The sequence below is a fragment of the Armatimonadota bacterium genome (assembly GCA_031081585.1).
Taxonomy (GTDB): domain Bacteria; phylum Sysuimicrobiota; class Sysuimicrobiia; order Sysuimicrobiales; family Humicultoraceae; genus Geohabitans; species Geohabitans tengchongensis.
The window spans coordinates 90048-114280 of record JAVHLY010000001.1 but is presented as its reverse complement, the minus strand read 5'-3'; the positions used below and the strand labels follow the sequence as shown (position 1 = coordinate 114280).

Annotated in this window: 17 protein-coding genes; 8 read left to right on the top strand and 9 right to left on the bottom strand. The window is 73.2% G+C overall.

Going from position 1 to position 24233, the window contains the following annotated elements:
- Positions 1 to 5: 5 nt before the first annotated feature.
- The 6 genes from RB146_00490 to RB146_00465 all read right to left on the bottom strand — a co-directional run bounded on the left by RB146_00490 (position 6) and on the right by RB146_00465 (position 7062).
- The gene (locus RB146_00490; GenBank protein ID MDQ7827458.1) at positions 6 to 1658 is read right to left on the bottom strand and encodes a hypothetical protein; all 1653 of its coding nucleotides are present in this window, start codon (positions 1656 to 1658) and stop codon (positions 6 to 8) included.
- Between the two features lie 330 nt (positions 1659 to 1988).
- Positions 1989 to 2651, bottom strand: a complete 663-nt coding sequence (locus RB146_00485; GenBank protein ID MDQ7827457.1) for a metal-dependent transcriptional regulator — start codon at positions 2649 to 2651, stop codon at positions 1989 to 1991.
- A gap of 10 nt (positions 2652 to 2661) precedes the next feature.
- A complete protein-coding gene (locus RB146_00480) occupies positions 2662 to 3861 on the bottom strand; it encodes a metal transporter (GenBank protein ID MDQ7827456.1) in 1200 nt (399 codons plus the stop codon).
- Positions 3851 to 4699, bottom strand: a complete 849-nt coding sequence (locus RB146_00475; GenBank protein ID MDQ7827455.1) for a multicopper oxidase domain-containing protein — start codon at positions 4697 to 4699, stop codon at positions 3851 to 3853. The genes RB146_00480 and RB146_00475 overlap by 11 nt, the downstream gene beginning before the upstream one ends.
- Positions 4700 to 5085: 386 nt before the next feature.
- Positions 5086 to 5856, bottom strand: a complete 771-nt coding sequence (locus RB146_00470) for a branched-chain amino acid ABC transporter permease (protein ID MDQ7827454.1) — start codon at positions 5854 to 5856, stop codon at positions 5086 to 5088.
- A gap of 258 nt (positions 5857 to 6114) precedes the next feature.
- Positions 6115 to 7062 carry a cation diffusion facilitator family transporter gene (locus RB146_00465; GenBank protein ID MDQ7827453.1) on the bottom strand — a complete coding sequence of 316 codons (948 nt, stop codon included), beginning with the start codon at positions 7060 to 7062 and terminating at the stop codon, positions 6115 to 6117.
- Between the two features lie 172 nt (positions 7063 to 7234).
- On the opposite strand from RB146_00465, the gene RB146_00460 reads away from it, so the two are divergent.
- From RB146_00460 to RB146_00440, 5 genes are all read left to right on the top strand, one after another.
- On the top strand, positions 7235 to 9538 hold the full coding sequence (locus RB146_00460; protein ID MDQ7827452.1) for a penicillin acylase family protein: 2304 nt from the start codon (positions 7235 to 7237) through the stop codon (positions 9536 to 9538).
- On the top strand, positions 9535 to 11850 hold the full coding sequence (locus RB146_00455) for a 3-hydroxyacyl-CoA dehydrogenase/enoyl-CoA hydratase family protein (GenBank protein ID MDQ7827451.1): 2316 nt from the start codon (positions 9535 to 9537) through the stop codon (positions 11848 to 11850). Before RB146_00460 ends, RB146_00455 begins: the two co-directional genes overlap by 4 nt.
- 60 nt (positions 11851 to 11910) lie before the next feature.
- Positions 11911 to 13086, top strand: coding sequence for an acetyl-CoA C-acyltransferase (locus RB146_00450; GenBank protein ID MDQ7827450.1), 1176 nt, complete (start codon positions 11911 to 11913; stop codon positions 13084 to 13086).
- Between the two features lie 98 nt (positions 13087 to 13184).
- On the top strand, positions 13185 to 14969 hold the full coding sequence (locus RB146_00445) for an acyl-CoA dehydrogenase family protein (GenBank protein ID MDQ7827449.1): 1785 nt from the start codon (positions 13185 to 13187) through the stop codon (positions 14967 to 14969).
- An 84-nt stretch (positions 14970 to 15053) separates the two neighbouring features.
- Positions 15054 to 16778, top strand: a complete 1725-nt coding sequence (locus RB146_00440; GenBank protein MDQ7827448.1) for a M3 family oligoendopeptidase — start codon at positions 15054 to 15056, stop codon at positions 16776 to 16778.
- Between the two features lie 78 nt (positions 16779 to 16856).
- Here the strand turns inward: RB146_00440 and RB146_00435 are convergent, their stop codons facing one another.
- On the bottom strand, positions 16857 to 17735 hold the full coding sequence (locus RB146_00435; protein MDQ7827447.1) for a thiamine pyrophosphate-dependent enzyme: 879 nt from the start codon (positions 17733 to 17735) through the stop codon (positions 16857 to 16859).
- A 17-nt stretch (positions 17736 to 17752) separates the two neighbouring features.
- Positions 17753 to 19630, bottom strand: a complete 1878-nt coding sequence (locus RB146_00430) for a 2-oxoacid:acceptor oxidoreductase subunit alpha (protein ID MDQ7827446.1) — start codon at positions 19628 to 19630, stop codon at positions 17753 to 17755.
- 218 nt (positions 19631 to 19848) lie between these two features.
- Here RB146_00430 and RB146_00425 point away from each other — a divergent pair, with 218 nt between their 5' ends.
- Together RB146_00425 and RB146_00420 are read left to right on the top strand one after the other, a co-directional pair.
- On the top strand, positions 19849 to 20862 hold the full coding sequence (locus tag RB146_00425; GenBank protein MDQ7827445.1) for a branched-chain amino acid ABC transporter permease: 1014 nt from the start codon (positions 19849 to 19851) through the stop codon (positions 20860 to 20862).
- 64 nt (positions 20863 to 20926) lie between these two features.
- Positions 20927 to 21811: a branched-chain amino acid ABC transporter permease gene (locus RB146_00420; protein ID MDQ7827444.1), complete on the top strand. Its 885-nt coding sequence runs from the start codon at positions 20927 to 20929 to the stop codon at positions 21809 to 21811.
- A 41-nt stretch (positions 21812 to 21852) separates the two neighbouring features.
- Here the strand turns inward: RB146_00420 and RB146_00415 are convergent, their stop codons facing one another.
- Complete coding sequence (locus tag RB146_00415; protein ID MDQ7827443.1) at positions 21853 to 22644, bottom strand: sialidase family protein; 792 nt, start codon at positions 22642 to 22644, stop codon at positions 21853 to 21855.
- A 359-nt stretch (positions 22645 to 23003) separates the two neighbouring features.
- Here RB146_00415 and RB146_00410 point away from each other — a divergent pair, with 359 nt between their 5' ends.
- Positions 23004 to 24191, top strand: coding sequence for an ABC transporter substrate-binding protein (locus tag RB146_00410; protein ID MDQ7827442.1), 1188 nt, complete (start codon positions 23004 to 23006; stop codon positions 24189 to 24191).
- Positions 24192 to 24233 lie beyond the last annotated feature (42 nt).

Genomic DNA, 24233 nt, shown 5'->3' with positions numbered 1-24233 from the left:
GGCGGTCAGAAGCTCCGCCCCAGCACCTTGAAGAGGGAGCGGGCGCAGACGGTGCAGTAGCCGTGCTCCTCGATGGCCGTGCGGTAGAGGACGTCCAGCAGCTCCTGGCTCTTGCGGTCCAGCTCCTCGCTCTTCTCGTACAGGCGCAGGAGGTTCTTGATCTTGTTGAAGACGATCTCGTTGATCACCGGGCGCAGGTGCTCGTTCTCCCGGTAGGACATGCGGCGCAGCTCCTCGCGGCGCTCCAGCAGGACGTTCTCGAAGGCGGGGCGCCCCTGGCGGCTGATCTGCCGCTTCTGCACCATGATGCCCTCCACCTCGTCGATGAGCTCCTTCTCCCCCTCGGTGAGCGCCTCGCCCTGCACGTTCTTGGCGGCGGCGTCCAGGTAGTTCAGGTAGAGGTTCTGGGCGTAGTCGTAGAAGTGGTTGGGGACGATCCCCTCGACGATCATGTCCACCTTGCTGTTCACGAACTCGACCTTGGTCTCCTCGAACTGGCGCAGGAGCTCCTTGAGGTTCATGTCCTTCATGGACTGGTGGGGGAAGGTGCGCTCGATGGCCGTGGCCAGCGTGTCCAGGTCGAGGCACGAGCCGCAGAGGGTGTAGGCGTAGGAGAAGGCGTCCTCGAAGAAGCGGGGCGACAGCCCGCGCATCCCCTGGGACTCCTCGCGGGTCTTCAGGGCGTAACGGGCGGCCAGCTCCAGGACGTCCTCGCTGACGTGCTTGGCCTCGCCGCGCACCCGGTTGGCCCGCTCCACCAGTGCGGCGTAGATGCGCTTCTCCCCGGCCAGGTCGGTGTTGTAGGGGAAGTCCACCTTGTAGATCCGGCCGCGCAGGGGCTCCATGATGTCTTCCGAGAGGAAGACCTGGTACTCGGGGTAGTTGGTGTGGCCGATGACCACCTCGTCGACGTGCACCGTGGGGAAGTTGGCCAGGTCGATGCGCTTGGACTGGATGAGCTCCAGCAGCAGACTGAGGAGCTGGCGGCGGCTCTTGAAGACCTCGGTCCAGTCCAGGATGCCCCGGTTGGCCCAGATGATCTTCCCCTCGAAGTCGTAAGCGTCCGGGTCGTAGGTGGAGCCCTTCTCCCGCAGCAGGGCGAAGTTGATGTTGCCGACGAAGTTGGTGATGTCCTCGCGCCGCAGGTCGGTGGGCGTGTGCTTGGCCAGGCCCACCTTGTCCCGCGCCGAGATGGTGATGCGCCGCACCGGCACCCCCCGCCACCCGTAGCGGGCGATCAGGCGGTCGCAGATGGGGCAGGGGACCGCCTCCTCGTGCCAGTAGATCCCCGCCGCCTCCAGGACGTCGGGGGGGACCAGGTCGAAGGGGTGCTGGTGGAAGGGGCAGCCGTCCACGGCCATGAGGAGGCCGGCGTCGGTCCGCGAGTACTCCTCCAGCCGCCGCTTCAGCCGGTCCACCGTCATGGTCTTCCCCGAGCCCTGCGGCCCCACCAGGAGGAGGAGGCGGCGCTCCATGGACATCGAGTAGGCCTTGAAGTAGGCGACGATGTCCTGGAGCTGGGCCTCCATGCCGAAGACGCCCTCGAAGACCCGCTCCGGCCCGAAGTAGTCGATCATGTCGGCAATGTAGTGGTGCGTGGTCCGCCGCAGGCGGGGATCCCCCCGCGCCGCCTCCAGGTACTCTCCCACCGTCTGCATGGTCACGACCGTCCTGCCTGCCCCCGCCGCGTCCCCCGCCGCCCCGGCGCCACGCCCCGGAAAGCGCAGCGGCCCAGCCGGACGTCTGCTGGGCCGCACGAGGGAAGCGCGAGCGCCCGTCTCGCCCGCTCGAGTGTCCTCCAGGGTGCGTCAGCGAGTCTCATGAACGCCTCAACGGCTAGAACGATCCGAGGACACGGCGAGTTCACTCGAGCTTTGCCGCGCAGTATAGCACGGCCCGCCGCCGAGGTCCAAGGCATGTCGTGTGATGTTATTCCCCGATTCGGGACGCCTCGCCCGTGGGGGCGCGGTCGGGGGCCGCCTGACGCGTCAGGGGGCGGCGGGGAGCACGAAGACGCGCTCGGCCAGCGCCGCGGGGATGCGGCGGCGCCGCCCGCCCAGCTCCACGCGCACGCCGCCAGCACGATCGCGCCCCACCACGCGCACCGGCGTGCCCGGGACGAGGCCGCGCGCCGCCAGCGCCCGCAGGTGCCGGGGGTCCTCGTCGCTGACGCGCGCCACCTCCCCGCCCTGGCCCGCCGCCAGCTCCCCCAGGCGGGGGTAGGTCGGGTGGGCCAGGTATCCTTCCCGGGAGGGGATGGGATCGCCGTGCGGGTCGGCGTCGGGCTCGCCCAGCAGGGCGGCGATGCGCTCCTCCACCGCCTCGGAGAGGACGTGCTCCAGGGCCTCGGCCTCGTCGTGCACCTGGTCGATGGCCAGGCCCAGGTGCTCCCGCAGGAAGAGCTCGAGCAGGCGGTGGTGGCGGATGACCTCGAGGGCCACCCTCTCGCCGCGCGGGGTGAGGGTCACGGCCTGGTAGGGCGTGTGCACGACCAGCCCCAGGCGCGCCAGCCGCTTCACCATGTTGGTGGCGGAGGCGGGTGTCACCGCCATCCGTTGGGCCAGGGCAGTGGTGGGGACCCCCTGGGGGTAGTGCGGCTGCAGCTTGTACAGCCCCTTGAGGTAGTCCTGGATGGCCTGGCTCAGGTCCACCGTCCCTTCCTCACACCGCCACGAGCAGTCCGGTCACGTACATGATCAGCAGCCCGAGCACGAAACCGCCGGCGTTGAGCGCCGTGGCCAGGCCCTCGGCGGCGTCGGCGGCCATGAGGCGGGCGATCTCGTACACCACCTGGAAGATCGCCCCCGCCCCCAGCGCCAGGAAGAGCGCGGCCAGCACCGGGGAGTAGGTGAACCCGCCGAGCCACGCTCCCTGGATGGTCGGCACGCCTGCCACCAGCCCCAGCAGGACCAGGTGGCCCACCCCCGGGGGCGTGCGCGCCAGCGGGGCGACGATCCCCAGCCCCTCGGTGGTGTTGTGCAGCATGAAGCCGATGACGAGGAAGGCGCCCAGCGCCACCTCGCCCAGGTTGAAGGCGGCCCCGATGGCCAGCCCCTCCCCCAGGTTGTGCAGGCCGATGCCCAGCGCGATCAGGTAGGCCACCACCAGCGGCCGGGGACCGCGGCGGGCGGCCAGCCGGCCCGCCACCACCAGCAGCATGACCGCCCCCAGCGTCCCCACCGCCACCAGGGCCGTGCCGTGGTACGCGGTGGGGAGGGCCGCCGCCGTCGCCAGGGCTTCCTCCAGCGCGTCCACCCCAAGGAAGACCAGGAGCCCGGCGGTGAGCGCCAGGAAGAAGTGGATCCAGCGCCGGCCCAGCGCCCGCAGGAACGGGAACCAGAGCATGCCCAAGAAGACGGGGAGGACCCCGACGTAGACCCCGAGCAGCGTGAAGGTCAGGAGGAAGGCCCGCGTGGGCTGAGGGCTCGGGGCCGCCACCTCGACCGTGTGGCTGAAGGTCAGCCCGGTGGCGGTGACCAGCACGATCTCGTGGGCCTCGCCCTCCACCCACGGGTAGGGGATGGTGACGGTGGCCGACCCCAGCCGCGGGATGGTGCGCTGCGGGGCGACCGTGTGCTCCCAGTACGCCTCGTCCACCAGCACCTGGGCAATGGTCACCGGGTCGGCGCCCCCGTTGGTGACGTGGACCTGGAACTGCCCCGGGGTCAGGCGGACGCGGGTGATGGTCAGGTCCTCCACCGGAGGGAAGGCCGCCTGGAAGACGCCCAGCGGGCCCAGGCGCAGGACGAGGAGGACCAGCAGGGCGATGAGGGCGAGGGGATAGATCCCCAGGAGCCACAGCCGCGCGCCGCCGGGACGGGACGGGGCCGCGGGCAGGGCGGAGACACGCTCAGAGGTCATCGTCGGTCACCTCGAAGAACCCCATCCACCCCAGTTCGGTGAACTCGCTGACGTGGGCGTGGAACATGTACCGCCCCCGGTAGGGGAAGCGCATCTCCAGGATGGCCCGTTCGCCCTGGGCCAGCATGATGGTGTCGGTGAACTCGTCGGTGCGCAGGCGCGTGCCGGTGCGGTAGACGTGGAAGAAGTTGGCGTGGATGTGGATGGAGTTGATCGGGTCAAACTCCGTCATGTTCACCAGGTAGATGCGCACCAGCTCCCCGCGCCGGACCCGGATGGGGTGGCGCATGTAGTGGAACGCCACCGTGTTGACCGCGTAGACCTCGTTCTCGCCGTCGAAGTTGGTGTCGAAGGCGTTCAGCACCATCACCAGCTCGCGCGCCGGCGGGCGGCCGCCCGCGGGGTCGATGATGAAGACCCCGTACAGCCCCTTGTGGATGTGGCGTTTCAGCGGCACGGCGTGGCAGTGGTAGAGGTGCAGGCCGAAGGGCTCGGCCCGGAACTCGTACACCGTGCTCCGGCCGGGCGCGACCTCCCCGGCGCCGATGCCGGGCACCCCGTCCATCTCGGCCGTGTGGATCCCGTGAAAGTGCATCGTGTGCGGGTGCGTGCCCGCGTTGATGAAGCGAATCCGCAGCCGGTCCCCTTCCCGGGCTCGCAGCGTCGGTCCGGGAACGGTGCCGTTGAAGGTCCATGCCGGGAAGAAGACCCCCGGGGCGATCTCGATCTCCCGGTCGTAGGCCACCACCTGGTACTCCCGCAGGCTCCCACCGCCGCCCAGCGGCCGGGCGCGCCCCCAGTCGAAGCGCGTCAGGTAGGCGGAGGGGTCGAATCCCATCCTCCTGACGTCGACCTCGCCGACAGCCCCCAGGCCGTGGCCGGCCGGTGTGGGCGGCGAGGCTGCGGGCATGGCGTGTGCCGGTGCGGCCTCCGGTGAATGGGGCGACGGTGCCCTGACGGCCCTGGCCCGGCCCGCGGCCAGGCCGGGGAGCCTCGACCCCCACGAGAGGAGGCCGGCTCCTCCGAGCAGGCCGGCGGCGGTGGAGAGGAAGTTCCGACGGGAGAGCCGGCGGTCGGCTTCGGGACCCTCGCTGGTCATGCAGGCACCGCCTCCCGGGTGGTGTTTAGTCGAGACTAAATTAGGTTGAGCTAAATCTTAGGCGGTCCCGGGGAGGTCGTCAAGGCGGGGATGGTGCCTCCCGGACGCCGGGAGCAGGGGCCCAGTCAGCGGGCCGCGGCATGGGCGTCCGGTCGGCGGGCGCCCTCCCCGCCGGTGACCGGCGTCGGTCGGGAGCACACGCCGGTGAGACCGTGCGGCAGGAAGCGGGCCAACGCCACGAACGCGGCGCCCAGGACCAAGCCACGGTACTGAGTGGTCCGCAGGGCCACCTCCTGCAGGGCGACGAAGGCCGCGGTACCCACCAGGGGACCGGAGAATCGGGCGGTCCCTCCCAGGATCAGGGGGAAGACCAGCTGCGCGGAGAAGAGCCAGCTCAGGTGCTGCGGGGTGATCTGGCGGTAGAGCTGGCCGGAGAGGGCGCCTCCCAAGCCTGCCGCACCGGCCGAGATGACGAAGGTCGCCCACCGGTACTGCCGGACGGGCACGCCGGTGCACGCCGCCCGCAGCTCATTGGCGCCCACGGCCCGAAGCGCCAGACCAAACGGCGAGCGGTCCACCCGCCAGAGGACCCAGCCCGTGGCGGCGACGGCGGTGAGGATGGTGTAGTAGAGGGCCACCGTCGAGGCCGGTTCGGGGAGCGCCGGGCCGGCCAGCGGGAACCGTGGGATGAAGAGCCCGCCGGTGCCCACGAGGAAGAACCCCTGTCCCACCGCGCCAAAGAGCCGAAACACCGCGCCGCTGACGAAGAGCGCGTGCACGATCTGTCCCAGGGCCAGCGTCAGGACCGGGCAGGAGGACCGGCCGACGCGCGCCACCAGCGCCCCGAAGGCGGCCCCCAGCCCCGACGCCGCCGCCACCCCGGCCGCCAGGTACACCGGGAGTGAGGTGACATCCCAGAACGTGTAGAGGAAGCCCCCCCGCGTACGCCCCCAGCCCGAAGAAGGCTCCGTGGCCAAACGAGATGAGACCCGTCCGGTGGAGCAGGTGGAGACCCATCACGGCCGGGGCGAGGACCAGGGCCGTGGCGACGACGTCCAGGTAGGAGAGCGGGACCAGCCGCGGTGCCAGGCCCAGACCCAGCACCACGGTCACAGCCAGGAGCGTGGGGGATGCGCGGGGCCGCGGAGGCTCCCTCACCCCGTGCCCGCCTCCCGCGCGTCCATGGCCGCCATGGCCGCCTCGCCGACGCCGCAGCGCTCGCAGGCCGGCCCACAGGGCTCCACGTGGATGGTGATGTCGGTCCCGGGGAGGGCCTCCCGGATGTGCTCCTCCAGATGGTCGCAGAGCCGGTGCGCCCGCCCTACCGTGAGCGTGCGGTGGAGCACCAGGTGGAGGTCGATGAAGCGCTGCTGGCCGGCCTTGCGGGTGCGCAGGGCATGGTACTCGACGATCTCGTCGGCGTGGTCGCCCAGGATGACGTGGATCCGCGCCTCCTCCTCCGACGGCAGGGGGGAATCCATCAGGCCCTCGATGGCGCGGCGAAACACCCCGGCGCCCAGGCGAACCACGTGCGCGCCCACGAGCACGCCGATGACCGGGTCGATCCACACCACGCCCAGCAACCCTTGCAGCCCCAACCCGCACACTACCCCCAGCGAGGTCAGGACGTCGGCCAGGAGGTGGTGCGCGTCGGCGGCCAGCGCCGCGGAGTCGTGCTCCCGCGAGATGCGCAGCAGGAACCGGGCCACGAGCGCGTTCGCCCCCGCCGCCACCAGCAGCAGCGCCACGCCCAGGGGCAGGGCCGCCAGCGGGGCGGGGCGCACGAGCCGGCCGATACCGTTGGCCACCACGATCACCCCGGTCAGGAGGATGAGGGCCCCCTCAGTGGCGCTGCTGACGTACTCGGCCTTGCCGTGGCCGTAGCGGTGCCCCGCGTCCGCCGGACGGGCCGCCACCACCAGGCTGAGGAGGGCCACGTTGGCGGCGATGACGTTCATCACGGACTCGGCCGCGTCGGAGAGGATGGCCGCGGACCCGGTCAGCCGGTAGGCACCGAACTTCAGGGCCAGGAGGGCCAGGCTGGCGCCCACGGAGACGAGCGCGGCACGGACGCGCACCTGGGCAGCGCCGGTCAGCGTCACCACGTCGTCACTGTAGCACTCCGGGCGGCGCGATCCCGCGGCGCGAGGCCGGGGGCCCCGCGTCACGACGGCGGCCCGGCGCGCCCCGCGTCACGAGCGGGTCCTGCGCCGCCCACGTCATGCCGCCGGGCCACAGAGGAGCGCTCTCGCCGCCGGGCGAAGAGCACAGGCCGTGGCCCGGATCCTGCGCGCCGGCCTGGTCGTGCTCCTGGTCCTGCTCCTCGCCGCGGGGGGGACCGCCGTCTACCTGGTGCGCCGTCCCTTCCCTCAGGTCCACGGCACGGTGCGGGTGCCCGGCCTGCACGCCCCGGTAGAGGTCGTGCGCGACCGCTGGGGCGTCCCCCACATCTATGCCCGCACCACCCACGACCTCTTCTTCGCCCAGGGGTACGTGCACGCGCAGGACCGCCTCTGGCAGATGGAGCTCTTCCGCCGCCTGGCCGCCGGGCGGCTGGCCGAGCTCTTCGGCCCGGCGGCGCTGGAGGCCGACCGCCTCATGCGGGTGATCGGGCTGCGGCGCACGGCAGACGCCATTTGGCGCGCCGGGGTGAGCGACGAGAGCGCCGCCGCCCTGCGCGCCTACAGTGCCGGCGTGAACGCCTTCCTGCGCGCCCACCGCGGGCGCCTGCCGCTGGAGTTCACCCTGCTGCGCGTCCGCCCCGAGCCGTGGAGCCCCGTGGACACGCTGGCCTTCGCCCGCTTCATGGCCTGGGTGCTGGGCGGCAACTGGCGGCAGGAGGTGCTGCAGGCGGCGCTGGAGGGACGCTTCGGCCCGGGCGCGGCCGCGGCCCTGCTGCCGCGGGAGGCCCCGGGCGCGCCCGTGATCACCGCGCCCGGCGGCGAGGGCGCGCGGGGCGGGGGACCCTGGGGGAGCAACAGCTGGGTGGTGGGCCCGCGCCGCTCCGGCAGCGGTGGGGCGCTGCTGGCCAACGACCCGCACCTCGAGGCGCAGATGCCGGCCATCTGGTACACCGTGCACCTGGTAGGCGGGCCCTACGACGTCATCGGCGCCAGCTTCGCCGGCACGCCCGGGGTGGTCATCGGCCACAACCGCCACATCGCCTGGGGCCTCACCAACGCCAACCCCGACGTGCAGGACCTGTACATCGAGCGCTTCCACCCGGAGGACCCCGACCGGTACCTCTACCGCGGGAGCTGGCTGCGGGCGCGCGTCGTGCGCGAAGTGATCCGCGTGCGCGGCCGCGCCCTCCCCGAGGTCCTCACCGTGCGCATCACCCGCCACGGCCCCATGCTCAACCCGGCGGTGCGCCACCTGCCGCTCTTCCTGGCCCTGCGCTGGACCGGGCACGACCCCGACGACCTGCCGGGGGCGGTGCTGCGCCTGAACCGGGCGCGGACCTGGCAGGAGTTCCGGGCGGCGCTGCGCGGGTGGACGGTCCCCGCCCAGAACGTGGTCTACGCCGACCGTCAGGGCAACATCGGGTACGTCATGCCGGGGCGCGTGCCGGTCCGGCCGCCGGGGGCGACGGGCCTGCGTCCGGTGCCGGGGTGGACCGGAACCTTCGAGTGGCAGGGGTTCGTCCCCGACGAGGCGCTGCCGGTGCTCTTCAACCCGCCCCGCGGCCTCATCGTCACCGCCAACAACCGGGTGGCCCCCTCCGACTACCCGTACTACCTGGGCGACGACTTCGACGTGGGGTTCCGGGCGCTGCGGATCACCCAGCTGCTGGAGGGGGCCGGGCGGCTCGACCTGGAGGCGATGGCGCGCATCCAGCAGGACCAGACCGACCTGCTGGCCCGCCGCTTCGTGGCCGCCTGGCAGGACGTGCGCCTCACCGACCCCGACCTGCGGGCGCTCTTCCAGGAGGTGCAGCGGTGGGACGGGACCATGGCCCCCCACCTGCGCGCCCCGCTCCTCTACCACGCCCTGCTGCACGAGCTGCTCGCCGCCCTCTTCCGCGACACCCTCGACCGCGACCTCTTCGCCCGCTACCTGCGCGCCTACGACGCGCCCCTGCTGGTCCTGCTGCGGCTGAGCGGCCGCCCGCGCGACCCCTGGTGGGGACCGGCGGGGCGGGACCGCGCCGTGGAGGACGCCCTGCGCCGCGCGGTGGAGACGCTGGGACAGCGCTACGGCCGCGACCGAGCGGGCTGGACGTGGGGGCGCGCCCACACGCCCACCTTCACCCACCCCCTCGGACGCGTGCGGGGGCTCGGGTGGGTCTTCAACGCCCGGCCGCCGGCCACCGGGGGGTCGGCCTTCACGGTGAACATGGGCGCCTACAGCCCGGAGGAGCCGTTCCGGCAGGTGGCCATCGCCTCCTACCGCTTCCTGGTGGACACGCGCACCTGGGAGGCGCGGGCGATGCACTCCACCGGGCAGAGCGGCCTCCCCTTCCACCGCCACTACCGCGACTTCGCCGGTCCCTGGGCCCGCGGGGCCTACCACCCGCTCCTCACCGACCGCCGGGCCATCGATGCCGCAGCGGAGGGGACCCTGCGATTGCAGCCGTGACGCTGCGCCGCGCGGTCGTCCTGGGCGCCGGGGTGATGGGCAGCCAGATCGCCGCGCACCTGGCCAACGCCGGGGTGGCAACAGTCCTCCTCGACCTGGGCGACCTGGCCCATCAGGCCAAGGAGCGGCTGCGGCGGTGGGAGCCGGCACCGCTTTTCCTGCCGGAGGTGGACCGCCTGATCACGCCCGGGGATGTGGAGCGCGACCTGGAACAGGTGGCGCAGGCCGACTGGGTCATCGAGGCGGTGGTGGAGGACCTGCCGACCAAGCAGGCGCTGCTCCACCGGGTGGGCGCGTCCTGGCGCCCGGGGACGATCATCACCACCAACACCTCGGGGCTGCCGGTGGGACGCATCGGCGAGGCGTTGCCCGAGGCGGCGCGGCGCCACTTCCTCGGCGCGCACTTCTTCAACCCGCCGCGCTACATGCGGCTGTTGGAGCTCATCCCCACCCCGGCCACCGACCCGGCCGTCACCGCCACGGTGGCGGCCTGGGGCGACCGGCGACTCGGCAAGGGGATCGTCTACGCCAAGGACACGCCCAACTTCATCGCCAACCGCATCGGCACGTTCGCCTTCCTGCGCGCCGTCCACCTGATGCTGGCGCTGGGGCTCACCGTCGAGGAGGTGGACGCCGTCACCGGACCCTTCCTGGGCCGGCGCGGGGCCACCTTCCGCACCGCCGACCTGGTGGGGCTCGACGTCGCCCTGGCCGTGGCCGCCCACAGCTACGCCCACCTGCCCCACGACGAGGCCCGCGAGACCTTCCGCGCGCCGGCGCCGCTGGAGGAGATGGTGCGGCGCGGGTGGCTGGGCGAGAAGACGGGCGGCGGCTTCTACCGCCGCACCGAGGCCGGCGTGGAAGCCCTCGACCTGGCCACCCTCACCTACCGGCCGCGGCGGCGCCCGCAGGTGGGGTGGGTGGAGGCGGTGCGGGAGCTGCCGCTGGCCGACCGGCTCCGCGCGGCCATGGCCGCCGAGGACGCGCTGGGCCGCTTCGTGTGGACGCTGGTGCGCGACGCGCTGGTCTACGCCGCGCGCCGCATCCCCGAGGTCAGCGACGACGTGGTGAACGTCGACCGGGCGATGCGCTGGGGCTTCAACTGGGAGGAGGGCCCCTTCGAGACCTGGGACCTGCTGGGCGTGGCCGCGGTGGCGGAGCGGCTGGACGCCGAGGGCGTCCCCCTCCCCCCGCTGGTGGAGGATGTGCTGCGCCGCGGCGAGGGGCGCTTCTACCGTGACGACCCCGCGGGCAGGGCCGCCTTCGACCCGGCCACGGCCACCTACCGTCCCGTCTCGGAGCCCCCGGGGGTCCTGCGGCTGGGCGCCGTCCGCCGCACGGGCCGGGTGCTCGCACAGAACGCCGACGCCTCACTGCTGGACCTGGGCGAGGGGATCGCCGCGGTGGCGCTGCACGGCAAGCTGAACCTGATCGGCCTCGGCACGCTGGAGGTGCTGGCGGCGGGGCTGGACCGGCTGGAGCGGGAGTTCGAGGCGCTCGTGATCGGCACGGACGCGGCCGACTTCTCCGCCGGCGCCAACCTGGCCCTCCTGCTGATGGAGGCGCAGGAGGGCAACTGGGAGGAGCTCGACCTGGCGCTGCGCACCTTCCAGGACCTGCTGCAGCGCGTCCGCCACCACCCCAAGCCGGTGGTGGCGGCGGTGGCCGGGCGGACGCTGGCCGGCGGCGTCGAGATGGCGATGGCCTGCCCGCGCGTGGTGGCCGCCGCCGAGACCTATCTGGGCCTGGTGGAGACGGGGGTGGGGCTCATCCCGGCCGGCACGGGGACGATGGAGGTGGTGCGGCGCCTGAGCCGGCGCATCCCCGCCGACGTCACGCTTGACCTCCTCCCGTTGCTGCGCTGGGCCTTCGAGACGGTGGCGCGCGCGCGGGTCTCCCGCTCGGCCCTGGAGGCGCGGGAGCTGGGCTACCTGCGGGAGGCGGACCTGGTGACGATGAACCCCGACCGGGTGGTGGCCGACGCGCGCGAGGTGGCGCGGTCGCTGGTACAGCTGGGCTACCACGGCGAACCGCCGGCTCCGGTGCGGGTGGCCGGCCAGCGCGGGCGGGCGGCGCTGGAGTCCCTCCTGTACATCCTGAAGACCGGGGGGCACATCACGGCCTATGATGAGGTGGTGGGGCGCCGCCTGGCCTACGTCATGACGGGCGGCGACGTGCCGGAGGGGTCCTGGGTCTCGGAGGCCTACCTGCTGGAGCTGGAGCGCGAGGCCTTCCTCAGCCTGCTGGGGGAGGCGCGCACCCAGGAGCGGATCCGCCACCTCCTCCAGACGGGGCGGCCCCTGCGGAACTGACCCGACCCGCGGGCCCCCCGGGCCGCGGGCAGTCGACGGACGAAGGGTGAGGGACGGCGCATGCGCGATGCGGTGATCGTCTCGGCGGTGCGCACCGCCATCGGCAAGGCCCCGCGCGGGGCCTTCAAGGACACCCGCCCCGACGAGCTAGCGGCGGCGGTGGTGGCGGAGGCGGTGCGCCGCGTCCCCGACCTCGAGCCGGCGCAGGTGGAGGACGTGGTGCTGGGCTGCGCCATGCCCGAGGGGGAACAGGGCCTCAACGTTGCCCGCATCGCCGCCCTGCGCGCCGGGCTGCCGGTCACCAGCAGCGCCGTGACCGTCAACCGCTTCTGCGCCTCGGGGCTGCAGGCCATCGCCATGGCCGCCCAGGAGGTGATGACGGGCCAGGTGGACGTGGCCGTGGCCGGCGGCGTGGAGTCGATGACGCTCATCCCCATGACGGGGTGGCGCTACGCCCCCAACCCCCACCTGACCGTGGCGTGGCCTGAGGTCTTCCTCTCCATGGGGCTGACGGCCGAGGTGGTGGCGAAGCGCTTCCACGTCACCCGCGAGGCCCAGGACGTCTTCAGCCTGCGCAGCCACCAGCGCGCCGCCGCCGCCGACGACGCCGGCCGCTTCAGCGAGGAGATCCTGCCGCTCACCGTCACGCGCTACGAGGACGGCGACGGGCGCCCCCGCCCTACGTCGGTGACGCTGGCGCACGACGAGGGCATCCGGCGGGACACCTCGCTGGAGCGGCTGGCCGCGCTGCCCCCGGTCTTCGCCCGCGACGGCGTGGTCACCGCCGGCAACGCCTCCCAGACCAGCGACGGGGCGGCGGCCGTGGTGGTGGTCGCCGACCGGGTGGCGGCCGGCCTGGGCGCGCGGCCGCTCGGGGTCTTCCGGGCCTTCGCCACGGCGGGCGTGGCCCCGGAGCTCATGGGCATCGGGCCGGTGGAGGCCATTCCCAAGGCGCTGCGTCTGGCCGCAGTACGGCTGGAGGACGTCGACCTGATCGAGCTCAACGAGGCCTTCGCCGCGCAAGCCCTGGCGGTGGTGCGGGCCCTCGAGCTGGACGAGAGTCGGCTCAACGTGAACGGCGGGGCCATCGCCCTGGGGCACCCGCTGGGGGCGACCGGCGCGCGCATGACGGTGACGCTGCTGTACGAGCTGGCCCGGCGCGGGGGGCGCTACGGCCTCGTGACGATGTGCGTGGGCGGCGGCATGGGCGCGGCCGGCCTCTTCGAGCGCCCGTGAGGCTGCATGGAGGCCACGGGCGGCGCGCCCGGTGGTGAGGCGCCGGGACGCCGCGGGCGCGCGTCCGTGAGGGCCGAGGGAACAGGAGGCGGGAGGCGGTGACGACCCGAGAGGCAGGCGTGGCGCAGGAGGAGGTGGCCCGGCAGGGCGGCGGGTTCCTGGTGGCCGACCCGGAGGGGCCGATCTTCACCCCCGAGATGCTGACCGACGAGCAGCGCCTGGTGGCGCGGACGGTGGAGGAGTTCGTCACCGGCGAGGTCCTGCCCGTCGCCGACCGCCTGGAGGCCAAGGACTGGGCGCTCACGCGCGCGCTCATCGCCCGGCTGGGGGCGCTGGGCTTCCTGGGCGCGGAGATCCCCCAGGCCTACGGGGGGCTGGGGCTCGACAAGATCACGGCCCTGGTGATCACCGAGCGGCTGGGGATGGCCTCCTCCTTCTCCGTCTCCGTGGGGGCGCACATCGGCATCGGCACGCTCCCCATCGTCTTCTACGGCAACGAGGCCCAGCGGCAGCGCTACCTCCCGGCGATGGCCCGCGGCGAGCGCATCGGCGCCTACGCCCTCACCGAGCCCACCGCCGGCTCGGATGCCATGGCCATCCGCACGCGCGCCGTGCGCGAGGGGGAGGCCTACCTCCTCACCGGCACCAAGCAGTTCATCACCAACGCCGCCTTCGCCGACCTCTTCGTCACCTACGCCAAGGTGGACGGGCAGCACCACACCGCCTTCATCGTCGAGCGGGGGACGCCGGGGCTGACGGTCGGGGAGGAGGAGCACAAGATGGGCATCCGCGGCTCCTCCACCGCCTCCCTCTTCTTCGAGCAGGCGCGCGTCCCGGCGGCCAACGTGCTGGGCGAGGTCGGGCAGGGGCACAAGATCGCCTTCACCATCCTGAACGTCGGGCGGTTCAAGCTGGCCGCCGGGGTGCTCGGCGGAGCGATGCTGGCCTTCCGCCAGGCCCTGGCCTACGCGCAGGAGCGCCGGCAGTTCGGCCGGCCCCTCGCCGCGTTCGGGCTGATCAAGCAGAAGCTGGCCCAGATGGCCCTGCGGCTTTATGCCACCGAGGCGATGGTCTACCGGACGGGCGGGCTCATCGACGCGGCGCTGGCCCGGGCCCCACAGGAGGGCGGGTACCTGGGGGCGCTGGAGGAGTACGCGGTGGAGTGCTCCATCGCCAAGGTCTTCGCCTCGGAGATGCTCGACCGGGTCGTGGACGAGCTGGTGCAGATCTACGGCGGGTACGGGTTCATCGAGGACTACCCGGCCGCCCGCGCCTACCGCGACGCGCGCATCAACCGCCTCTTCGAGGGGACCAACGAGATCAACCGCCTCCTCATCACCGGCATGCTGCTCCGGCGGGCACAGCGCGGCCGTCTGCCCCTGCTGGCGGCGGCCCAGCGGGCCGCCGAGGCGGTGCTGAGCCCCGCCCTGCCGGCCCTGGGGCGGGACGGCGCAGCCGGAGAGGGGCTCGCTGCGGAGCGGCAGCAGGTGGCCCTGGCCAAGCAGGCGGTGCTCGTGGCGGCGGGGGCGGCGGTGCGCCGGCTGGGCCCGGCCCTGGAGGAGCACCAGGAAATTCTGGGCTGGCTGGCCGATATGGTGAGTGAGGTCTACGCCATGGAGTCGGTGGTGCGGCGCGCCCAGCAGGCGGCGGGGACGCCGGGGGCGGAGGGGCACGCCCTCATGGCCCGGGCCTGGGTGAACGAGGCCGTGCCCCGCCTGGAGGGGCTGGGCCGCGAGGTGCTGGCCGCGGTCGAGGAGGGAGAGGCGCTGCGCACGGCCCTGACGGGCTTGCGCCGCCTGCTGCGCTACCCGCCGGCGAACGCCGTCGCGCTGGGCCGGGCCATCGCCGACCGCATGCTCGCCGCCGGCCGCTACGCCCCCTAGGCGTCGCCCCGGTCCGGGGCGACGCCCCGCGCCCGCCCGTCACGCGGCGGCGGGGCCCCAGACCTCGGACAGGAGTGGCTGCACATGGCCGTCCGCCTCGATCCCCGCAAGGTCTTCCCGCGCCGGTTCGTCCCGCCCGACGCCGACCTGGGGCGGTGGGAGACCATCGAGCCGCTGGGGGCGGCCCTGCTGGCGCGCACCCCGGAGTCCCCCGACGCCCTGGAGCGGTGGTTGGAAGACGTGAGCGAGCTGCTCGCCGCCGTGGGCGAGGAGCGGGCGCGGCGCTACATCGCCATGACCTCCCAGACCGACGACCCCGAACGCGAGCACGCCTACCTCACCTTCATCCGGGAAGTGGAGCCGCGGATGAAGGCCCTGCTGCAGCGGCTCGACGAGCACTACCTGGCCAGCCCACACCGCCGGGCGCTGCCCGAGCGCTACCGCCTCTTCGACCGCAGCGTCCAGACCCGCGTCGCCCTCTTCCGCGAGGCCAACCTGCCCCTGGAGGTGCGGGAGGCCGAGCTGGAGCAGCAGTACCAGAAGGTCAGCGGGGCGATGACGGTGACCTACCGCGGGGCGGAGCGCACCCTGCAGCAGATGGCCCGCTTCCTGGAGGAGCCCGACCGGGCGACGCGCGAGGAGGCGTGGCGGCTGATCGCCGGGCGGCGGCTGGCCGACCGGGAGGTGCTGGACGACCTCTACGACCGGCTGCTGGCCCTGCGCCGGGAGATCGCCCGCAACGCCGGGGTGCCCACCTACAGCGAGTACGTCTGGCGCCGGCGGGAGCGCTTCGACTACACCCCGGAGGACTGCTTCCGCTTCCACGACGCCGTCGAGGCCCACCTGGTGCCGCTGGCGGCGCGCCTCCACCGGGCGCGGCAGCAGCGTCTCGGGGTGGAGCGCCTGCGCCCGTGGGACCTGGAGGTGGACCCGAGCGGCGCCCCGCCGCTGCGTCCCTTCGAGCGCCCCGAGGAGCTGGCCGCGCGCGCCGAGGAGATCTTCGCCCGGGTCGACCCCGAGTTCGCCGCGCAGTTCCGCTTCCTGCGCGAGGAGGGGCTGCTCGACCTGGCCAGCCGCAAGGGCAAGGCCCCCGGCGGCTACCAGGCCACGCTGACGGAGCGGCGCTGGCCCTTCATCTTCATGAACGCGGTGGGGCGGGACACCGACGTCCTCACCCTGCTCCACGAGGGCGGGCACGCCTTCAACGCCCTGGCCGTCCGCGAGGAGCCGCTGCTGGCCTACCGCCACCCGCCCATGGAGTTCGCCGAGGTGGCGTCCATGGCCATGGAGCTGCTCACCGCCGACCACCTCGACCCCTTCTACCCGGACCCGGAGGAGCGGCGCCGCGCCTACCGCCACCGCCTCGAGCGCGTCATCCGCCTCCTCCCCTGGGTGGCCACCATCGACGCCTTCCAGCACTGGGTCTACACCCACCCGGGGCACAGCCGCGAGGAGCGGCGCGCCGCCTGGGTGGCCGCCTACCGCCGCTTCCACCCCGCGGTGGACTGGACGGGGCTCGAGGAGCCGCTCGGGGCGCTGTGGCACGCCCAGCTCCACCTCTTCCTGGCGCCCTTCTACTACATCGAGTACGGCATCGCGCAGCTGGGGGCGCTGCAGGTGTGGCTGCGGGCGCGGGCGGACTACCGCGACGCGGTGCGGCGCTACCGCGAGGCGCTGGCCCTGGGCGGGGCCGCGCCGCTGCCGGCCCTCTTCGCGGCGGCGGGGGCGCGCTTCGCCTTCGACGCCGGCACCGTGGCGCCGCTGGCCGAGGCCCTCAGCGCGGAGCTGGACGCGCTCGGGGAGCCCTGAGGGGCGAGGCCGCCCGGGCGCGAGGCCGGCGCCCGCCGGCGGGCCGCGGGGCGCGGACCGGGCCGCCGTCGGACCGGCTCAGCGGAAGGTGCGCAGCATCGGCTCCAGGTCGACGTCGGCCAGCTCGTGGTCCCACATGGGGAGCCGCTGCTGCGGCTTCTTGCGCCGCGGGCGCCGGTAGATCACCCCCAGCGGCAGGCGCCCGCGCGCCTCGAAGTCGTCCAGCAGCCGGAAGGCCGCCTGCAGGTCGGCGGGGTCGTGGTCGGGCGGGACGAGCTCGACGTGCTGCTTGAACCAGTCGTAGGTGTTGAACTTGTTGTAGGTCACGCAGGGCGAGAAGTCGTTCACGAAGGCGAACCCCGGGTGCTCGATGGCCTCCACGTAGACGTCGGCGCTGTGCCGGGGGTCGCCGCTGAAGGACTGGGCGACGAAGGTGGCCCCGGCGGCCAGGGCCAGCCGCAGGGGGTTGAAGGCCGGCGGGGACTCCTCGCTGAACTCCTCCTGGGGCTGCCCCAGCCCGCCGGTGGGGGAGCGCTGCCCGGTGGTCAGCCCGTAGACGCCGTTGTCCATGACGATGAGGGCGACGTTGGGGTCGCGGCGGCAGGCGTGGACGAAGTTCTCCACGCCGATGGCGAAGGTGTCCCCGTCGCCGGCCAGCGCGATGACGCGCAGCTCGGGGTTGGCCATGGTCACCCCCACGGCGTAGGCCAGCGGCCCGCCGTGGGTGCCGTGCAGAGCGTTGCCGTTCAGGTAGTTGCGGATCTGCCCGGAGCAGCCGATGCCGCCGATGAGCAGGACCTCGTGGGGCATGAGCTCCAGCCGGGTGAGCGCCATCTTCACCGCGTTCAGCACCGCGTAGTCCCCGCACCCGGGGCACCACTGGATGCGGTGGCGCGGGACGGCGTTCTCCTCCCACACCTTGCTGATGGGCGTGCGTGCGGCAGGCTTCGTGCTCATGGTGGGTCCGTCCTCACTCAGTCGCCCTCGTGGGCCTCCACGGTCACGGGCACGAACTCCGAGACGCGGAACTCCGTGGCCCCGTTGCGCAGGATCTCCCGCACCCCCCGGATGATGTCGGAGACGTAGAAGACCCGCCCGTTGTACTTGAGGATGCGGCGGGTGGGGAGCAGGCAGCGCTCCTGGAGCAGGTCGGCCAGCTGCCCCGACCAGTTCTGTTCGCAGACGATGATGGCCGCGGCGTCCGCCAGGACCGGCCGCACCAGGTGCGTGGGGAAGGGCCACAGGTGCGTCAGGTGGACCACCGCCACGTCCAGCCCGTCGGCGCGGAGGCGCTCCCGCGCCTCGAGCAGGACCGGCTTGGTGGAGCCCCACCCCACCAGCACCGGGTTCCCGCGCGGGGTGCCGACGACCTGGGGCCCGCGGGCGTCCTCCTGCAGGTAGGTCTCCAGCTTGCGCATGCGCTTGTCCATCATGGCCGCGCGCTTGGGCGGCTCGGTGGTGACGAAGCCGAACTCGTCGTGCTCCGTCCCGCTCACCTTGAAGATGCCGCCCCGCGTGCCGGGGAAGATGCGCGGGGAGATCCCCGACTCGGTGATGGCGTAGCGCCGGTATCCGTCGCGGCGCAGCTCCGCCTCGGTGAGCACGCCCTCCCGGTGGGGCGGCATGCGGTGCTCCAGGAAGAAGGCCTCGGGGACGGTCTTGCGCACCTCGGCCAGGGTCAGGTCGGTGAGGACGAAGACCGGGCACTGGTACTTGTCGGCCAGGTAGAAGGCCTCCTGGATCATCGTGTAGCACTCCTCCAGGGTGGAGGGGGCCAGCACGATGCGGGGGAAGTCCCCGTGGCCGGCGCCGATCATCATCCGCAGGTCGGCCTGCTCCGTCTTCGTCGGCATCCCGGTGGAGGGGCCGGCGCGCTGCGCGTTCACGACCACCAGCGGGATCTCCCCCGCCCCGGCCAGGCCGAACTCCTCCACCTTGAGGGAGATGCCCGGGCCCGAGGAGGCCACCATGGCGCGCACCCCGGCCAGGCTGGCCCCCAGGGCCGCGCGGATCGACTCCCGCTCGTTCTGCCCCTGGAGCGACCGTCCCTGGTAGCGCGGCAGCCACCGCTCCATGAAGGCCAGGAGCGGCGAGGCCGGGGTGATGGGGTAGCCGGCGTAGAAGCGGCACCCGGCCTGGATCGCCCCCATGCCCAGGGCCTCGCTCCCCGAGACGAGGAGGCGCCGCTCCCCGTTGGTGGGGACGGGCTCCAGGCGGTAGCCGACGTCCCGCCACCCCTGGGCGGCCAGGACCTGCTCGATGACCTCGCGCCCCCGGCGCGCCGCCTCCAGGTTCAGGTCGACGAGCTCCCGGCCCTTGCGCAGGAAGCGCTCCTCCAGGAGCTGCCGGAGGTAGGCCTGGTCCATGTCGAACTCCAGCAGGCGGAAGAGCGCCCCGGTGACCACCATGTTCTTCACGACCTCGCGCCGCAGCTCGCGCAGGGCGATCTGCCGGGCCGGCAGCGGGAAGACCTTGACCCCGCGCGCCACCAGGTCGTCCACCGGCACCTCCCCGGTGGAGGAGTCGTAGAGCAGCACCCCGCCGTCGCGGAGGTGCGGGCCGTGGCGCAGGATCGTGTCGCGGTTGGGTTGGCGCGGCACGTCGGGGTTGGCGTCGAACTCCAGGGCCATGAGGATGTCGACGAGGTTGTCGCCGTGGGAGAGCGGCGGGGTGGCGCTGATGACCAGCGGGTCGAACTGGTGCGCGCCGTAAATGGTGGAGGCGTAGTTGCGCTCGTTGGCCAGCACGTAGAGCCCGGCGCGGGTGAGGATGCGGCCGACGACGTCCACCACCGTGCCGACGCCGTCCCGCAACTGCACCCCGCCGACCAGGAGCTTCAGGCGGTTCGTCACCACCGCTCGATCCGTCCCTCCCTCGCTGCGCGTGAACGGCCCTGCCCCGCGGGCGAGAAAAACGCCCGGCCAGACCGCCGGCGGGCGTCTATGCGCAATCTATCGCATCCGCGACGGGCTTGCAAACGCGGGGAGGCGGGCGTGCAGGCGCGGGGGGCGCTGGCCGGCGCGGGCCGACGCAAGAGTGCGGGCCCGGCGCGGCGAAGATGCGCAGGCGGATGCGCACCGACCTGCGCCAGCGCTACGACGAGGACCTGGCCCTCGTGCGCGGCACCGCCGGCTGGCTGGCGGTGCTCGGGCTGGCCGTCGCCCTCCTCCTCTTCCCCCTCTATGCCCCGGGCTACCTCCTCTTTACCGCCGTGCTGGCGGCCACCCACGTCATCGTGGCGGTCGGCCTCACCCTCCTCACCGGGTACACGGGGCAGATCTCCCTCGGCCACGCCGCCTTCGTGGCCATCGGCGCCTACACCACGGGCGTGCTGGGGCGGGGGGTGCCGGCGCTCCCCGGGCTGGCCGGAGGATTACCCTGGTGGGTGACCTGGCCGCTCGCCGGCCTCGTCGCCGCCAGCTTCGGCGCGCTCGTGGGGCTGCCGGCGCTGCGGCTCACCGGCCCCTACCTGACCATCGCCACCCTGGGGTTCGGCATCGCGGTGAACCAGGTGCTGACCAACTGGGAGGCGCTCTCCGGCGGGCGCATGGGCCTGCCCATCCCCCGGGTCACCCTGGGGCTGGGGGGTCTCAGCCCGGACCGGCAGCTCGCCTACCTGGCCCTGGGGACGGCGGCGGTGCTCGTCTGGGTGGCCGTCAACCTGGCCCGCTCCCACGTCGGGCGGGCCTTCGTGGCCATCCGCGACAGCGACATTGCCGCCGAGGTCATGGGCGTCCACCTCACCCGGTACAAGACCCTGGCCTTCGCCCTCAGCGCCTTCTACGCCGGGGTGGGCGGCGCGCTCTTCGCCCAGGCGCTGCGCCACATCGAGCCGCAGATGTTCACGCTCTTCGAGTCGATCTACTACTTCGCCATGATCGTCGTCGGAGGGCTCGCCACCATCCCGGGGGCGGTGATCGGCGCCGTGATCCTGACGCTGGTCCCGCAGTGGCTCACGGCGGCGCGGGAGTGGCAGCCGGTGGTCTACGGGGCGGCCATCATCCTGATGATGGCGGTGGAGCCCCAGGGGCTCTACGGCCGCTGGCTGCGCATCCGGGCCTACCTGAAGACGTGGCCCCTGTGAGGGTGCGGCCGGGATGGAGCGGATGTGCCGGACGTGAGCCAGGTGGGGCGGTCGTGAACCCGGTGTGCCGGACGTGAGCCAGGCGGCGCAGCTGCTCGTGGGCGGGCTGGCCGCGGGCACGCTCTACGCGCTCATGGCCCTGGGCATCGTCCTGCTCTACCGCGCCTCGCGGGTGCTGAACTTCGCCCACGGCGACCTGGCCACGGCCGCCACCTTCGTCGCCTTCACGCTGATGGCGGGCGGGTGGGGGTTCCCGCTGGCCACCACCGCCGCCCTGGCCGCGGCGGGGACCTTCGCCGCCGGTTTCTACCTGGTGGTCCTGCGCCCGGCCCGGGAGGCGACGCTGCTCGGGCGGATCGTCGTCACGTTGGGCCTGGCCCTGGTGCTGAACGGCCTGACCACGGCGGTGTGGGGCGCGGAGACCAAGGTCTTTCCCTTCCCTCTCTCCGACACGCGCGTCTACCGCCTGGGCGGCGTGGTGGTGAGCCAGCTCAGTCTGGGCCTCCTGGGTGCCGGCCTGGTCCTGGTGGCCGCGCTCTACCTGGTCGTGCAGCACACGCGCGTGGGGCTGGCCATGCGCGCCGTGGCCCAGCACGTGGAGGCGGCGCAGGCGCTGGGCATCCCGGCCCGCCGCATCCTGGCCTTCACCTGGGGGCTGGCCGGGGCTCTCGGCGCCGGCGCCGGGATCCTCACCGCCCCGGCCACGCTGCTCGACCCGGCGATGATGCTCGACCCCTTCCTCAAGGGGTTCGCGGGGGCGGTCCTCGGCGGGATGGACAGCCTGCCGGGGGCCGTGCTGGGCGGGCTGTGCCTGGGCGTCCTGGAGGCGCTCTTCGCCGGGTACGTCTCGGTGAAGTTCAAGACGACCTTGGCCTTCCTGGTGATCGTCCTCACCCTGATGGTCCGCCCCGAAGGGCTGCTCGGACGCGAGGTCCGCCGACGGGCCTGACCCACGAGGCAGCGGTTGCGCGGAAGACCGCTGTACCCAGCTCACCGCTCCGTCATCCCGTCCCCCCAGGTGCGGCCGCCGTCATCACTGCGGTAGACCAGTCCCTGCCCGCGGCGCTTCATCCAGATGGCCAGGACGCGGGTGGGCCGGGCCGGGCTGACCGCGAGGGCCACTGCGTTCGCTCCGGGGAAGGGGAGCTTCGTCCAGGTCGCCCCGCCGTCGGTGCTCTTGAAGAGACCTCCATTGGTGCCGGCGTACACGGTGTTGCGGGACAAGGGATCCACGGCGAGGGCAAAGACCGTGCTGGAGACGCGACCCGTGGCCGACGCGGTCCAGGTCGCCCCGCCGTCGGTGCTGCGCATGACGCCGCCGCGCATGCTGCCTGCGTACACCGTCTCGGGCTGACCGCCGGCGGCGGCCAGCGCCATGACGTCGGGCGGCAGGGCCGCGGGCACCGCCATCCACCGGCGCCCCCCGTCCTCGCTGCGAAAGAGCCCGTGACCGACGACGAAGGCGTAGAGGCGGTCCGGGTTGTCTGGGCTCATCGCCAAGCCGTGGATGTCCGTGTAGGGGAGGTCGTGCTCCACGGCCCGCCACGTGCGGCCCCCGTCGCCGCTGGCCTGGAAGATGAGGTGCCCGGCCAGGTAGATGCGCCGTCCGTCGCGCCGGTGGACCGCCAGTCCCATGGCGTCGAAGTTGGGACGCTCGACGAGCGCCTGCCACGTGCGCCCGCCGTCATCACTGCGCAGGATGCCGTTGTGGTGGCCAAGAACGACGACGTCGGGGTCGTCGGGGGCGAAGGCCAGGGCGTGGAAGTCCGGCGTGTGGAGCACCGCCAGCGGGTCGGCGCTCCCCTCGCCGCCTCTGCTTCCCCACAGCCAGACGCCCGCGATGGCCAGGAGGACGGCCCCCAGCGTAGCCGCTCCAGCGGCCCACCGACGCCGCGGCGGGGCTTGGCGGGCCCCACGCCTCCATCCGGTTCGCGTCGATTTCGCCACTGGGAACACCTGACGCCCCCTGCCGGGAACCGGGGAGAGTGTGTCAATGAAGTGACATTGCCACCATAGTATAGGGGGTCAGGTTCCGGAACCGAATGCCGCCAGGCCGAGGGGGCATGGGGGAGGATGACGAACAGGGACTGCACCCCGGCCGACGGGGAGGGCGGACAGCTCCATCGGGGAGGGATCCGGTCATGCGAGATCTGAGGACAGGGGCGCTCGGGCTCCTCGTCGTCACCCTGCTGCTCCTGGGGGCTCCGGGCCAGGCGCAGGAACGCGGCGTCACCCCCACCGAGATCCTGCTCGGGTCGACGGTGCCGCTGTCCGGCCCCGCGGCCTACTGGGGGATCGGGGTGGGGCGCGGTATGGAAGTCTACCTCGCGCTGCTCAACGCCCAGGGCGGGATCAACGGCCGCCGCATCACCCTGGTGCTGCGGGACGACGCCTACCTGCCGCCGCGGGCCGTGGCGAACGTGCGGGAGCTGGTGGAGCGGGTGGGGGTCTTTGCCATCGTGGGGATGATCGGCACGGCCAACGCCTTCGCCGCCCGCGACTACGTGGTGGAGAGCCAGACGTTGTGGATCACCCCCACCACCAGCGACATCTGGGCGGGGTTCCGCGGGCGCAAGTACCTCTTCGTCACCTACCCCTCCTACGTGCACGAGGCGCGCATCCTCACCGAGTTCGCCGCGCAGCGCCTGAACGTGCGGCGCATCGCCGTCTTCTACCAGAACGACCTGTACGGACAGCAGCTCCTGCTGGGGGTCAAGCGCGCCTCCACCACCGCCCGCGTCCGGGTGGTGGGCCAGACCTCCTACGAGGTGACGGACGCCGACGTGAGCGCCCAGGCGGTGCGGCTGCGCGAGTCGGGGGCGGACGCCGTCTTCCTGGCGGCCACGCCCCGCCACGGCGCGCTGATCGTCCGGGAGATGGCCCGGCTGGGCTTCCGGCCGCAGCTGCTGGCCACCTTCACCCTGGGCGACCCGATCATGTTCCAGCTGGCCGGGGACGCCTGGAACGACGTCTACTCGACGGCCTACTTCCCCCTCCCGGGGCACGGCGACGCCCGGGTGGACGCCCTGCTGGAGCGGCTGGGGCGCGCCGCCCCGGAGCTGGTGCGCCAGAACCCCTACAACGTGCTGGCCGGAGTCTCGTTCATCGAACCCCTGCTGGAGGGGCTCCGCCGGGCCGGCCGCGAGGTGACCAAGGACCGCGTGGTGACGGAGCTGGAGCGCCTGCGCAACTGGGACGGCGAGGTCATCCGCGGGGTGACCTTCGGGCCGGAGCGGCGCCAGGGGATCACACGCCTCTACATCGTCCGGGCCACCAACCGGCAGTACGTGAAGGTGACGGACTGGATCAGCTACCCGGTGCAGTACTGACCGGCACGGCCCGGCGGGGTCGGCGGCGGGATCGGTCGGGGT